12 protein-coding genes and 2 tRNA genes are annotated in these 13685 nt (G+C 37.3%); 12 read left to right on the forward strand and 2 right to left on the reverse strand.

Annotation, left to right across the window (positions count from 1 at the left end; genetic code table 11):
* Positions 1 to 146: 146 nt before the first annotated feature.
* The 12 genes from MHH73_RS00290 (at position 147) to MHH73_RS00345 (ending at position 12381) form a co-directional block, all read left to right on the forward strand.
* On the forward strand, positions 147 to 755 hold the full coding sequence (locus MHH73_RS00290; protein ID WP_191817010.1) for a 50S ribosomal protein L25/general stress protein Ctc: 609 nt from the start codon (positions 147 to 149) through the stop codon (positions 753 to 755).
* A 75-nt stretch (positions 756 to 830) separates the two neighbouring features.
* Positions 831 to 1394, forward strand: coding sequence for an aminoacyl-tRNA hydrolase (gene pth / locus MHH73_RS00295; RefSeq protein WP_191817011.1), 564 nt, complete (start codon positions 831 to 833; stop codon positions 1392 to 1394).
* 74 nt (positions 1395 to 1468) lie between these two features.
* Positions 1469 to 1699: an anti-sigma-F factor Fin family protein gene (locus MHH73_RS00300; protein ID WP_191817012.1), complete on the forward strand. Its 231-nt coding sequence runs from the start codon at positions 1469 to 1471 to the stop codon at positions 1697 to 1699.
* A gap of 332 nt (positions 1700 to 2031) precedes the next feature.
* The gene (mfd, locus tag MHH73_RS00305; RefSeq protein WP_341063988.1) at positions 2032 to 5568 is read left to right on the forward strand and encodes a transcription-repair coupling factor; all 3537 of its coding nucleotides are present in this window, start codon (positions 2032 to 2034) and stop codon (positions 5566 to 5568) included.
* Positions 5569 to 5978: 410 nt separating this feature from the next.
* Positions 5979 to 6515, forward strand: coding sequence for a stage V sporulation protein T (gene spoVT / locus MHH73_RS00310; RefSeq protein ID WP_191817014.1), 537 nt, complete (start codon positions 5979 to 5981; stop codon positions 6513 to 6515).
* A 535-nt stretch (positions 6516 to 7050) separates the two neighbouring features.
* The gene (locus MHH73_RS00315) at positions 7051 to 8613 is read left to right on the forward strand and encodes a putative polysaccharide biosynthesis protein (protein WP_341063990.1); all 1563 of its coding nucleotides are present in this window, start codon (positions 7051 to 7053) and stop codon (positions 8611 to 8613) included.
* A gap of 43 nt (positions 8614 to 8656) precedes the next feature.
* Positions 8657 to 10099 carry a nucleoside triphosphate pyrophosphohydrolase gene (gene mazG / locus MHH73_RS00320; protein ID WP_341063991.1) on the forward strand — a complete coding sequence of 481 codons (1443 nt, stop codon included), beginning with the start codon at positions 8657 to 8659 and terminating at the stop codon, positions 10097 to 10099.
* Between the two features lie 32 nt (positions 10100 to 10131).
* A complete protein-coding gene (locus MHH73_RS00325) occupies positions 10132 to 10395 on the forward strand; it encodes an RNA-binding S4 domain-containing protein (protein ID WP_191817016.1) in 264 nt (87 codons plus the stop codon).
* A gap of 82 nt (positions 10396 to 10477) precedes the next feature.
* The gene (gene yabP, locus MHH73_RS00330) at positions 10478 to 10777 is read left to right on the forward strand and encodes a sporulation protein YabP (protein WP_191817017.1); all 300 of its coding nucleotides are present in this window, start codon (positions 10478 to 10480) and stop codon (positions 10775 to 10777) included.
* Positions 10774 to 11406, forward strand: coding sequence for a spore cortex biosynthesis protein YabQ (yabQ, locus tag MHH73_RS00335; protein ID WP_191817018.1), 633 nt, complete (start codon positions 10774 to 10776; stop codon positions 11404 to 11406). Before yabP ends, yabQ begins: the two co-directional genes overlap by 4 nt.
* A gap of 22 nt (positions 11407 to 11428) precedes the next feature.
* Positions 11429 to 11839: an FtsB family cell division protein gene (locus MHH73_RS00340; protein ID WP_191817019.1), complete on the forward strand. Its 411-nt coding sequence runs from the start codon at positions 11429 to 11431 to the stop codon at positions 11837 to 11839.
* A 95-nt stretch (positions 11840 to 11934) separates the two neighbouring features.
* Positions 11935 to 12381 carry a S1 domain-containing RNA-binding protein gene (locus tag MHH73_RS00345; RefSeq protein WP_095371273.1) on the forward strand — a complete coding sequence of 149 codons (447 nt, stop codon included), beginning with the start codon at positions 11935 to 11937 and terminating at the stop codon, positions 12379 to 12381.
* 831 nt (positions 12382 to 13212) lie between these two features.
* Here the strand turns inward: MHH73_RS00345 and MHH73_RS00350 are convergent.
* Both MHH73_RS00350 and MHH73_RS00355 read right to left on the reverse strand, forming a co-directional pair.
* Positions 13213 to 13284, reverse strand: a tRNA-Glu gene (locus tag MHH73_RS00350).
* Between the two features lie 9 nt (positions 13285 to 13293).
* Positions 13294 to 13370: transfer RNA gene (locus MHH73_RS00355), tRNA-Met, on the reverse strand.
* Positions 13371 to 13685 lie beyond the last annotated feature (315 nt).

The following is a 13685-nucleotide window of genomic DNA, read 5'->3' on the forward strand; positions in this document are numbered from 1 at the left end:
AATTCTGAAGCCTGCCATCTCTTGAATCATCATATCTAGTTAGAATATGGGCATTTTGCTTACAAAAAAGTTAAGCGATGTTTATCTTTCAGTTAATTAGGGAATCTTTAAAGAATAAGCCTTAAATTATGAAAGGGGACGTTAGAATGACTGTTTTAGAAGCGAAGGAAAGAAAAGAGTTTCGTCACTCATTTTTAACTAAAATTCGTGCAGATGGTAATGTTCCAGCAATTGTTTATGGCACGAAGATGGAGAGTAAGCCAATCTTTTTTACTGAAGCAGATTTTATTAAAACGATTAGAGAAGTCGGTAGAAATGGTGTCTTCTCAGTCAATATAGATGGTGAAAAAGTAGATGTTGTCTTAACGGAGTATCAAGCTGATCCACTAAAAAATACAGTTGTACATGCGGATTTATTATCTGTAGATAAATCTACACAAATTACTGCAGAAGTGACTGTAAATACGGTCGGTGAGTCACCAGGTGTTAAAGAAGGTGGCGTTTTGCAACAAGCACTACATGAGATTACAGTCACAGGTACACCTGGCAATATCCCGCAATCAATTGATGTGGATATTTCTAAATTAGAGATAAACGATGTTGTCACTATTGAAGATTTAAAAGGTGCTTCCTCGTATGAAATTGAACATGATGCCGAAGAGACCATTCTTTCTGTTCTCCCTCCTCGTGTGGAAGAAGAACCACAAGAAGAGGAAGTTAAGGAAGAACCAGAAGTGATAAACGAAAAAGAATAATATCAATCTGAGGTGGGGACTGACCAGAGCACCAATGGGTCAGTCCTTATTTGAGGTAAGGGGGAAGTGTGCTTAGTGAAACTATTTGTAGGATTAGGTAATCCAGGCAAGCCCTATGATCATACTAGACATAATATTGGATTTGATGTGATCGATGAATTATCTAAAAAGTGGGATATTCCGCTTGATCAATCAAAGTTTAAAGGATTGTATGGTGCTGGATTTGTAAAAGGAGAAAAGGTTTTTTTATTAAAACCACTTACATATATGAATTTATCCGGAGAATCCATTAGACCACTGATGGATTATTTTCAAATCGAGATAGAAGATATTGTCGTCATTTATGATGATTTAGACTTGCCGGTTGGAAAGATTCGCTTGCGACAAAAAGGAAGTGCTGGAGGACATAACGGGATTAAATCAACGATTGCCCATATCGGTACACAAGAATTCAACCGCATGCGAGTGGGAATAGACCGCCCACCTCAAGGAATGAAAGTCCCCGATTATGTACTTGGTAAGTTTACTGAGGAAGAAATGAACGAAATGAGAACAGTCATTAATAAATGTACTGATGCGTGTGAAGAATGGTTAAATATACCTTTCCTTCAAGTTATGAATGTATACAATCAATCATGATATAATGATGTGCATAACCTTCCAATAAAACGTCAATAATAATGACAATTGATGGATAAAGGGAAGTGTTATTGTTGGCTATTCATTACTCATGCCGCCATTGTGGTGTATCTTTAGGGACTGTCGATAAACAAACGGTTCAAGCAGAGCAATTAGGCTTTCATAAATTAAATGAAGAAGAAAGACATGAAATGATTCAGTATGACCATTCGGGTAACGTTTATGTGAAGGCAATTTGTGAGGATTGCCATGAATCACTAGAGCGTAATCCAGACTACTATCAGCAAGACTTTCTTATTCATTAAAGCTTTGGAGTTCTTTCCAAAGCATTTTTCTGTTTCTTTATACTACTTTTCGATAGATAGGAAAAAAGTTTAGTACGATAATAGAGGGACTTTTATTATTTAAATCGAATATTATATAAAGTTAACAACCATTGTTTGAAAAAACTCGCATGATTTATACGCTATGTGAGTATAAACATGTAAGTAAGAAAAATTAGGCTTCCTAACCTATATGAGGTTTAGGGAGCTTAAAGTGCTTTAAAAAAGTATTTAAAAAGAAGAGCAAATAGGGGAGTAGTAGCTTTCTCTGGTTGAGGGAGAGATGTTGCTTTTTGTAATAGGAGGATTACTGCATGTTAGGGCTTAAAAAAATATTTTCACAACAGGATGAGGTCTTGTCTGTACTATCAGGCATAGATGAAGGGTTAAATGAACAAATGGTGGCAGGTTTAACGGGTTCAGCCAGAACGCTTTTTCTGGCGGCAGTATATGAACAATCTAAACGCCCCTTACTTGTGACAACCCACAATTTATTGCAAGCTCAAAAATTATATGATGATTTAACACAACTTCTCGGAGAAGAGCAAGTATTCTTGTATCCTGCAAATGAGTTAATTGCAGCTGAATTAAGTATATCTAGCCCAGAATTAAAAGGGCAAAGAATTGAAACTCTCAACCATATGATGTCAGCAAATAATGGTGTCATGATTGTGCCAATGGCAGGATTAAAGAAGGTCCTCCCACCTAAAGAGTTGTGGAGTAAACTTCAGTTAACGTTAAAAGTGGGCGATGAGCTAACCGAACAACAATTAAATCAGTTTATCCAAATGGGCTACAGTCGAGTGGAGATGGTTTCCTCACCAGGTGAATTTAGTGTTCGTGGTGGTATTATCGATATATATCCGTTAACAGAGTCAGACCCTATTAGGATTGAATTATTCGATACAGAAGTTGATTCTATCCGCTTCTTTTCTTTAGAAGATCAACGTTCAAAGTCAAAGGTTGATCGTGTGTTAATCGGGCCAGCTACGGAAACACCAATGGAAGGGGAACATTTTGAGCGGCTTATTCATGCTTTAGAGTCAGGGTTGGGTAAAAGCTTAAAAAAATTAAAAAATGACCAAGCCAAACAAAGCCTTACACAAAATATCGGTTATGAACTAGAACAATTAAAGACTGGTACCAAGCCAGAACAATTATATAAATATTTATCTCTTGCCTATGAGGGAGGCAGTAGTTTAGTAGACTATCTTCCCGCGAATGGATTGATTTTTGTAGATGAAGTCAGTCGTGTACAAGAAATGAATGATTCTTTAGATAAAGAAGAAGCAGAGTGGTACACGAACCTACTTGAAGAAGGACAGATTATTCATGACGTTGTCACTTCTCATTCTTTAAAAGAATTAATGTATTCAAAGAAAAACCCGATTGTTTATATGTCATTATTTTTACGACATGTACCGAATACAAATCCGCAAAATATTATCAATATCTCCTGTAAGCCGATGCAAAATTTTCATGGGCAAATGCATGTGCTTAAAACAGAGGTCGATCGTTGGAAAAAAGGTAATTATGCGATTGTTTTTCTTGCTGTAGATGAAGAACGGGTTCATAAATTGCAGAATGTGTTAGAGGACTATGATATTGAATCCGCTATCATCAAGCAGGACTCTCTCCTTGCACAAGGAAGAATTCAGATTTTAGAAGGGGCAATTCAAACAGGATTTGAGCTTAATAATCAACGGATTGCCGTGATTACAGAAGAAGAGCTATTTAATCATAAAACAAGAAAGAAACAGAGAAGACAAAAACTTTCCAATGCAGAAAGAATTAAAAGCTATTCTGAATTAAAGATTGGTGATTACGTTGTTCATGTTAACCACGGTATTGGGAAGTACTTAGGAATTGAAACGTTAGAGATTAATGGTGTCCATAAAGATTATTTGAATATTCGCTATCAAGGCAGTGATCAACTGTATGTTCCTGTTGAACAAATTGACCTTGTACAAAAATATGTAGGGTCTGAATCAAAAGAACCGAAGATTTATAAACTTGGCGGTAACGATTGGAAGAAGGTAAAGAAAAAAGTCCAATCCTCTGTTGAAGATATCGCCGATGATCTTATTAAATTATATGCCGAAAGAGAAGCATCTAAAGGATACGCTTTTAGTCCTGATAGTGATATGCAGCGAGCGTTTGAATCTGCTTTCCCATATCAAGAAACAGAAGATCAAATTCGTTCCATCAATGAGATTAAAAAGGATATGGAAAGAGAAAGGCCAATGGACCGTTTGCTTTGTGGGGACGTGGGTTATGGAAAAACAGAAGTGGCAATACGAGCGATTTTCAAAGCAGTGGCTGATGGTAAACAAGTTGCTTTTCTTGTGCCGACAACGATCCTTGCCCAACAGCATTATGAAACGATGCTAGAGCGATTCCAAGACTACCCTGTGAAAATCGGTATGTTGAGTCGATTCCGTACGAAAAAACAACAAACTGAAACGATTAAAGGATTAAAAGCGGGGACAGTCGATGTGGTCGTAGGTACACACCGTATTCTTTCTAAGGATTTGACTTATCGAGATCTTGGTTTGTTGATTATAGACGAAGAACAAAGGTTTGGTGTGACGCATAAAGAGAAAATCAAGAAATTAAAAACCAATGTTGATGTTTTAACATTAACTGCGACACCAATTCCACGTACATTGCATATGTCCATGCTGGGTGTTCGGGACTTATCAGTTATTGAGACACCACCTGAAAATCGTTTTCCTGTACAAACATATGTGATGGAATATAACGGTGTATTGGTGAGGGAAGCAATCGAGCGAGAATTAGCACGCGGTGGTCAAGTCTATTTCCTTTATAATCGCGTAGAGGATATTGAGCGTAAAGCAGAGGAAATCTCTATGATTGTCCCTGATGCAAGGGTCGCTTATGCGCATGGTCAAATGACAGAGAATGAATTAGAAAGCGTCATGCTTGGTTTCTTCGACGGGGAATATGATGTCTTAGTAAGTACAACGATCATAGAGACTGGTGTAGATATACCAAATGTAAATACATTAATTGTGCATGACGCTGACCGCATGGGCTTATCACAGTTGTATCAATTGCGAGGTAGGGTAGGTAGGTCTAACCGTGTGGCTTATGCGTACTTTACTTATCGTAAAGATAAAGTCCTTACAGAAGTGGCAGAGAAACGTCTGCAGGCGATTAAGGAATTTACGGAGCTAGGCTCTGGATTTAAAATTGCCATGCGAGATTTAACGATTCGAGGTGCAGGTAATTTACTTGGAGCGGAGCAACATGGCTTTATTGATTCTGTTGGGTTTGATCTATATTCACAAATGTTAAAAGAAGCAATTGAAGAGAGAAAAGAATCCATGGGCGGTGAGCCGAGAAAAGAACCAATGGAAATTGATTTGGAAATTGATGCTTATATTCCAGATGCATTTATTTCTGATGGGCATCAAAAAATTGAAATGTATAAACGCTTCCGAGGGATTACGAGTCTAGAGGATATTGATGAATTGAAAGATGAGATGGTTGACCGCTTCGGTGATTATCCGGAAGAAGTCGCGTATTTATTTAAAATTGCTGAAATGAAAGTATATGGTGAAGTGGCTGGAGTCGAACTAGTGAAGCAATCAAAAGATGAAGTGCTTGTCCTTTTATCTGAGCAAGGTAGTGTGGAAGCTGATGGGCAAAAAGTATTCAAGCTTAGCAATCAATTTGGCCGTATGATTGGGCTTGGTATGGATGGGAAAAAACTAAAAGCCGTTCTCCATATAAAGGGAATTGCGACGAAAGAATGGTTAGAAAACGCGTTTACCTTTATGAAAGGATTACAAGATACAAAGAAGGTTCCTGAAAAAACCGCCAAGTAACAGTAGAAAAATATTGGTAATTTTATTGTAAGAGTGGCAATGTTTGATTGAGTAAGGACAAGGGTATTTCAATGATAGAGCAAATAAATGGAATGTTTATCCCTTTCTGGAATGAATCACACCTAAAAGAAAAAATAGTTGGACGTGTATATAACTTTCCTTATGAAAGATACTAAGTTCAAACATGGCGATGCATTCATGATATCTTCCTTATGAATCATAGCTATTTTGAAAAGTAAAAGCTGTATTTTTAACCGAATATCATCTGTAAAGGGAAAAATTTATCATTAGTGAAGGAATAAATGGGAAGAATTCTCGTTGTATCGTCCTAATGGCCATGTATCGGTTAGAGTTAAGCGGCTTTTTCTTTTCAGTAATTTAATCATCAGATGAAAGTGAGGCAACGTTGAATGAAAGCAACAGGTATTGTTCGTCGTATTGATGATTTGGGTCGTGTCGTCATTCCTAAAGAAATCCGGAGAACTTTAAGAATCCGTGAAGGAGATCCACTTGAGATTTTTGTAGACCGCGATGGAGAGGTGATTTTAAAGAAATACTCACCAATCTCTGAGCTTAGTGACTTCGCAAAAGAATATGCAGAAGCATTATATGATAGCTTAGGAAATCCGGTCTTAATTTGCGATAGAGATACATATATCGCTGTTGCAGGAGGCTCTAAGAAGGATTACTTAAATAAGAGTATTAGTGATCTAGTAGAGAAGACAATGGAGGATCGTAGCTCTGTTCTTGTGACCCAATCAAGCGAAATTTCATTTGTAGACAATCATACAGAATCCGTCGCATCTTACACAATAGGACCAATAGTAGCCAATGGCGATCCAATTGGCGCCGTCGTAATCCTTGCGAAAGATGACACCATTGGTGCAGTTGAACAAAAATCCGTTGAAACCGCAGCTGGATTTTTAGCGAGACAAATGGAATCATAGTATAAAGGTAATATGAGCTAGGATTTTATTCCGGCTTCATCTAAGTGCGAACAATCACATTCTTAATGATGATTGTTCGTTTTATTTTTGTGTAGATATTGTAACGATGAAAACGATTCAAGAGAAAATGTCTAAACGGGTAAAAGAAGTCGCTTTTGAAAAGATGAAACGATTAAGTTCACGATAAAATTTTACAAAGAAGCACTCAATGAAATTTGTTTGGATGATGTAAGCGTTCAATCAAAGGAACCCGATTATGAAGAAATTAATGACGCTTATGTGTTCACTTATCCTGAAAAAGTTGATACATACAAGTAGGAATTGATTAAACAAGAGGAGAAATCATAGACAAGCATCCAGTTACCGCAAAACTTCAACTCAAATATTTAAAATGCCTCCTTCAGGCAAGGAGCGGTGAGACAAATAACCATAAATGAATATGCTATAATACATTTCGAAGTTCATAGTTAAGCGGTATCGTCGTGCTTATAGGGGGAGATATCTTCTGGATACCAATCAAACTTCTACGAGTATAATGAGAGGTGCGGTTATTTTGACTGCGGCAGGAATGATTGTCAAACTGTTAAGCGCGGTTTATCGCATTCCTTTCCAAAACATAGTAGGAGATATCGGTTTTTATATTTATCAACAAGTATACCCTTTTTATGGGATCTTTCTTGTATTAGCCACAACAGGTTTTCCAGTTGTGATTTCAAAACTATATATTGAGCAAAGAACAAAGAGTGGTGAGGAAGGTGGACGGCGATTATTAAAAGTCGCCGGATTATTGTTATCAATGATCGCTGTTTTATGTTGCTTCGCAATGTATTTTAGTGCGGATGCCTTAGCTCACTATATGAACGATCCTCAATTGGCTGATTCCTTGCGTATTGTTGCTATTAGTTTTTTAATTTTACCACTGGTATCAGTGCTTAGAGGCTTTTTTCAAGGAAAAGGAAATATGATGCCAACAGCTGTTTCTCAAGTGAGTGAGCAACTTATAAGAGTGCTGTTTATTTTGCTTTATGCCTATATACTCACTAAAATGGGTGCTTCGATTTATTCTGTTAGCGGTGGCGTTTACTATGGTGTCATTTTAGCCTCTTTGGCAGCTTTTGCAATCTTGCTATTCTATTTTATTAAAGAAATAAAAAGAGCACCAAGAATGAGACAGAAGCACAAGCCTGTGAGCTCGTTTTTCCAGCTGTCTAAAGAGATTATTGTCCAAAGCTTTGCTATTTGTGTAAGTAGTTTATTACTCATTTTTATCCAGTTAGCAGATGCTCTCAATCTTTATGCATTATTGACGACATCAGGTTTTTCTGAGATTGAAGCGAAAACATTAAAGGGTGTATATGACAGAGGCCAGCCACTTATTCAATTAGGTTCTGTTGTTGCTACTTCAATGAGCTTATCACTTGTACCGATTCTTACATACGTAAAAATGAAGCAACCTCAGCTTCTCAATGAAAAAATCCAATTGGTCATAAGGGTGAGCCTTCTATTTGGCGTTGGCGCTTCAGTAGGGCTTTGGACGATTGTGAGACAAACAAATGTCATGCTATTTGAAAATGATAAAGGTTCAGCCGTTTTAGGGTTACTTTCTTTTGTTATTTTACTAAGTTCCCTTGTCATAACCTTGGCAGCAGTTCATCAAGGCTTAGGAAATAGCTTTTTTCCAGCGTGGACGATTCTAATCGGAGTGGGACTGAAGTACTTTCTGAATCGCTTATTTGTACCGCATGAGGGCATTTACGGGGCTGTGTACGCGACATACATTGCGTTAGCGTTGATGGTAATTGCTTTGCTGTTTCGGTTAAAATGGAACCAAAGTGTCAAACTCATTTCTGTACATGTGTTATTGACGATCCTTAGTTCTGCTATTATGATGGCGATTCTTTTAAATTTGTATCTCTCTGTTACGGAACTCTCATTCATGAGTGGACGAGTACTTGCTACCTTTCAAGCGTTAACTGGCGCCGCTCTCGGTGCAATTCTTTATTTGTTTCTTACGATTCGCAGCAACATATTTACAGCAGCAGAGTTACGTCAGTTACCTTTCGGAGAAAAGCTTCTCCATTTTATGAAAAGAAGATGAAAACAACCGACACAAAAAGTAAAATAAAGGAGAATTATTTATAATGAAGGTAACAATTATTGGCCTTGGAGCAGGAGATCTTAATCAACTGCCACTAGGAGTATATAAGCTATTAACCAGTGTGGATAAAGTCTATTTAAGAACAAAAGAACATCCTGTGGTAACAGCCTTAACGGCCGAAGGAGTGCAATTTGAATCCTTTGATACGATCTATGAATCACATGATCAATTTGCAGAGGTGTACGAAGAAATAAGCACACTTTTATTAGAAAAAGGAAAAGTAGAAAACATTGTTTATGCTGTGCCAGGACACCCGCTTGTAGCAGAAAAAACGGTGCAATTACTCATTGAAAGAGCGGATGAGTATGAAGTGACTTTAGACTTTAAGGGTGGACAAAGTTTTCTAGATAGCATGTTCCAAGCGTTAAGGGTTGATCCAGTTGAAGGTTTTTCACTATTAGATGGTACGGACTTAAAAGGAAGTGAACTTGTTCTTACGCAACATATGATTATCGGACAAGTGTATGATGGATTTATTGCATCTGAAGTGAAGTTAACGTTAATGGACTATTTACCGGATGATTATTTAGTAAAAATTGTAACAGCAGCCGGAAGTAGTGAAGAAGAGATCAAGGAAGTACCACTTTATGAACTAGACCATGATTTAGCTTTAACTAATTTAACATCTGTTTATGTTCCTCCTGTTACGGATGTAGAGGTTCTTTACCCAACATTCCCTAAACTAAAAGAAATCATTGCTACCTTAAGAGGTCCAAATGGATGTCCGTGGGATAAGAAACAAACCCATCAATCTTTGAAGAAGTATTTAATCGAGGAAGCGTATGAATTAATTGAAGCGATCGAAGAAGATGATATTGATCATATGATTGAAGAGCTCGGGGATGTATTATTGCAAGTGATGCTGCATGCGCAGATAGGAGAAGATGAAGGGTACTTCTCGATTCATGATATAATAGATGGTTTATCTAAAAAGATGGTTTTTAGACATCCACATGTGTTTGGTGAAAAAGCAGCAGAGGATGTAAATGAAGCGTTACGTAACTGGGATGAAATGAAACAACAAGAAAAAGGCGAAAAAACATTGTCGTTATTGGAGGGTGTTCCAAAGTCATATCCATCCATATTGCGGGCAGAAGAATTACAAAAACGTGCTGCAAAGGTCGGTTTCGATTGGGAAAACATCCAACCCATGTGGGATAAGGTGTTTGAAGAGATTAAAGAATTCCAATTGGAAGCCGAGAATAATAATGACAATCGTATAATAGAATTTGGTGATATAATATTTGCATTTATCAATATTGCTCGGTATTATCAAATCAACCCAGAAGAAGCATTAAATCGAACCAATACGAAATTTACGAATCGGTTTTCATATATAGAGAAAAATCTAGGTAAGAATCTAGAAGAGGCGAGCCTGGAGGAAATGGATCGTTTTTGGGAAGAAGCGAAGAAAAAAGGTTACTAAATGAACTTTTAAGGGTAAAAGGAAGTGAAAGTATGCGATTAGATAAATTTCTAAAAGTATCTAGATTAATAAAAAGACGTACATTGGCAAAGGAAGTCTCTGACCAAGGGCGTATTGCTATAAATGGATTAGAAGCGAAGGCAAGTACCAATGTAAAAGTTGGTGATGAATTATCGATTCGATTTGGGCAAAAAGTGACAAAGGTACGAATAGATAAAATTCAGGAAACAACAAGAAAAGATGATGCAGCAGAAATGTACACGATTTTAAGTGAAGAAAGAATGAATCAAGAATAAATAACTGGCGCTTGTTCTAATCCCTGCGCAATCTTCATACATATGTATTAAAGGATTGTACTATGGATTGTGAGGGATAGAGATGAGCCAATACCATGAGAACTCGAGTAAACCAACTGCTTCTGATCATGATGTGATCATGCGTGGCAGAAGACTGCTAGATATTACGGGAGTGAAGCAGGTAGAAAGCTTTGATAATGAAGAGTTTTTATTAGAAACTGTCATGGGTTTTTTAGCGATCAAAGGGCAAAATCTACAAATGAAGAATTTAGATGTGGATAAAGGAATTGTCTCCATCAAAGGGAAAATCTTCGACCTAGTCTATTTAGATGATCAACATGGAGAAAAAGCTAAAGGGCTCTTTAGCAAGTTATTCCGATGACGCTATCGGTCCAATTTATGACGATGCTCTCCATGATCGGGATGGGTTCCCTTTTTGGCGCGAGCTTTGATACGTATCAGCGCTTTCTCAAACGGCCAGTAAGAAAGAGTTGGGTTGTCTTTGTAAACGACATCCTTTTTTGGCTATTACAAGGACTAGCTGTTTTTTATATTTTGTTCCTTGTCAATGAAGGAGAGTTAAGATTCTACATCTTTTTAGCTTTGCTTTGCGGTTTTGCAGCCTATCAAGCGTTAATGAAGAATATTTACCTAAAGCTATTAGAGATAGTCATTTCTACGATTATTTCTAGTTATTACTTTATTGTGAAGGTCATTCGCCTATTAATCATTCGACCGGTTCAGTTTTTTTTCACTACGTTAATAGGGCTCTTGATATTAGTGGGCAAATTTCTTCTGCTACTGATAAAATGGACAAGTAATCTGCTACTTTTCATTTTAAAAGTACTATTATCACCAGTAAGGTGGATATTTCGACTTCTTATTCGTATGTTACCAGAGCCTTTTAAAAAATCAGTCGATAAGTTCTATGATAAATTAAGAGGATATTTCCAAAAAGGGAAAGAATATGTTAAGAAACTAGCGGAAAAGTGGAAGAAGAAGAAAGAATAACTTAGAAGGGGGAGATAGTTGTATGAGTGCCAACAAGAATAAAAATGTAGCCAAGATCCATTCAAGCTATATTGAACAACAGGAAGCCAATAAAATCAGTTCTCAAAGGAGAAAGAAGCTTCTCTATCGTAGACTGACTGTCTTTTTTGTATTTGTTGCTGTGGTTTCAGTGTTTATGATTACGACTATCGTATCCCAATCTGCTGCCCTAGATGAAAAGAAAGAAGAAAAGGTAAAACTTGCTCAACAATTGAAAGAACTAGAACAGTCGGAAAAGGCCTTGAATGAAGAGATTGTTAGGTTACATGATGAAGAGTATTTGGAAAAACTTGCTAGGAGGGATTATTATCTTTCTGAACAAGGTGAAATCATCTTCAAAATGCCGGATGAAACCGATGAAAAGGAAAAAAAAGAAAATGAGTCAGCTCAATGAGAAGTTGACACCTATTTTTATCTTTCGGTATAATATAGTATAAGTATGAATACATTTGGGTTTACTTTATATCTTTAAGGAGGAAATATCTTTTTATGTCAATCGAAGTAGGCAGCAAGTTACAAGGAAAGGTTACAGGCATCACTAATTTCGGAGCGTTTGTAGAGCTGCCGGAAGGATCAACAGGCCTTGTGCATATTAGTGAAGTTGCAGACAATTATGTGAAGGACATTAATGATCACCTCAAAGTAGGCGATACTGTTGAAGTGAAGGTTATTAATGTGGAGAAAGACGGTAAAATTGGTTTATCAATTAAGAAAGCTGTTGATCGTCCTGAGAGAACGGAAAGGCCTGAAAGAAGAGAGTCTAGAGGCTATTCTGGGCGCCCACGTCAAGGTAGAACAAACGATAATCACCGTCCTTCAAAGGAGACATTCGAATCTAAAATGGCTCGCTTTTTGAAAGACAGCGAAGATCGTTTATCTTCTCTTAAGAGAAATACAGAATCAAAACGTGGTGGCAGAGGAGCTAAACGAGGTTAACTTGCTGCTGAATTTAATATATACGAGCAAGGGAATCACGACGATTCCTGCAGAAGCAATCCTTATTGGGATTGCTTTTTATTTTTTTTCGCAACTTTTGTGACGAATGGCGATGATTGTAACTTATAACGATTAAGTGTGGAGACTTAGGTAGGTAAAAAGAAATTATGTGTATAAGCCTGCAAAAGAATTGTGCATTTGTGGGGGATAGGGTACGGAAGATTGATAGAATGGATTAGCCGAGAAACGGTTCAGAAATTAGGTTAGAGAGAAAAGTTTGATTGGGTTAGGAGGGAAACAGGTCAGAAATCAGGTCAGAGTTAGAATTTTGATTGGATTAGAAGAGAAACGAGTCAGAAATTAGGTCAGAGAGAAAAGTTTGATTGGATTAGAAGAGAAACGAGTCAGAAATTAGGTTAGAGAGAAAATTTTGATTGGATAAGGAGGGAAACAGGTCAGAAATCAGGTCAGAGTTAGAATTTTGATTGGATTAGAAGAGAAACGAGTCAGAAATTAGGTCAGAGAGAAAATTTTGATTGGATAAGGAGGGAAACGGATCAGAAATTAGGTCAGAGAGAAAATTTTGATTGGATAAGGCGAGAAACGAGTTGAAATTAGGCCAGAGTTTTAAAATTTTGATTGGATTAAAAGAGAAACGAGTCAGAAATTAGGCCAGAGTTAAAATCTTGGTTAGATTAGACGAAAATAAATCAGAAATCAAACAAAAATAAAATACATGCTAGGGCTGCTGTTATTATCATTAAAAATGAGTAAAAAACAAACCTGAACAGTTGAAGCTGCCCAGGTTTGTTTTTTATCTCATATATGTGATGACCCGTACGGGATTCGAACCCGTGTTACCGCCGTGAAAGGGCGGTGTCTTAACCGCTTGACCAACGGGCCAATAAAAAATGGTAGCGGCGGAGGGGATCGAACCCCCGACCTCACGGGTATGAACCGTACGCTCTAGCCAGCTGAGCTACACCGCCATTTGAGTTTCTTTCTTTTAAAGGCACAAGATATATAATACAAAGATTCTATAAGTCTGTCAATATTATTTTCCCCAGAAAATTTTTGTCGGAATTGTTGCTGAGGTTTCGTCATTTTTTGGAAGCCTGTGATGGCTAGTTTTCTAGACAACAGGAGAACGTATGGCCCCATTCCCATCCTTTAATTCTTGCTGCTTTTGTACTCTTTTTGCGCTTTATAAAGAAATCAGTCGAACGAAAAAGAGGTACTTGTCCATTATTTTGACAAACTTTTAAGTCATAGCCCTTTATAATGGCAAAAAAGAAACAAATAGG

It is taken from the genome of Cytobacillus sp. FSL K6-0265, assembly GCF_038003465.1.
In the GTDB taxonomy this organism is placed as follows: domain Bacteria; phylum Bacillota; class Bacilli; order Bacillales; family Cytobacillaceae; genus Cytobacillus; species Cytobacillus stercorigallinarum.

Bases quoted from the DNA above. Each gene is read 5' to 3' on its own strand.
- mfd (WP_341063988.1), top strand. From the start codon at position 2,032: ATGTTAGGGCTTAAAAAAATATTTTCACAACAGGATGAGGTCTTGTCT.
- yabP (WP_191817017.1), top strand. From the start codon at position 10,478: ATGAGCCAATACCATGAGAACTCGAGTAAACCAACTGCTTCTGATCAT.
- mazG (WP_341063991.1), top strand. From the start codon at position 8,657: ATGAAGGTAACAATTATTGGCCTTGGAGCAGGAGATCTTAATCAACTG.
- yabQ (WP_191817018.1), top strand. From the start codon at position 10,774: ATGACGCTATCGGTCCAATTTATGACGATGCTCTCCATGATCGGGATG.
- MHH73_RS00340 (WP_191817019.1), top strand. From the start codon at position 11,429: ATGAGTGCCAACAAGAATAAAAATGTAGCCAAGATCCATTCAAGCTAT.
- spoVT (WP_191817014.1), top strand. From the start codon at position 5,979: ATGAAAGCAACAGGTATTGTTCGTCGTATTGATGATTTGGGTCGTGTC.
- MHH73_RS00315 (WP_341063990.1), top strand. From the start codon at position 7,051: ATGAGAGGTGCGGTTATTTTGACTGCGGCAGGAATGATTGTCAAACTG.
- MHH73_RS00345 (WP_095371273.1), top strand. From the start codon at position 11,935: ATGTCAATCGAAGTAGGCAGCAAGTTACAAGGAAAGGTTACAGGCATC.
- MHH73_RS00325 (WP_191817016.1), top strand. From the start codon at position 10,132: ATGCGATTAGATAAATTTCTAAAAGTATCTAGATTAATAAAAAGACGT.
- MHH73_RS00290 (WP_191817010.1), top strand. From the start codon at position 147: ATGACTGTTTTAGAAGCGAAGGAAAGAAAAGAGTTTCGTCACTCATTT.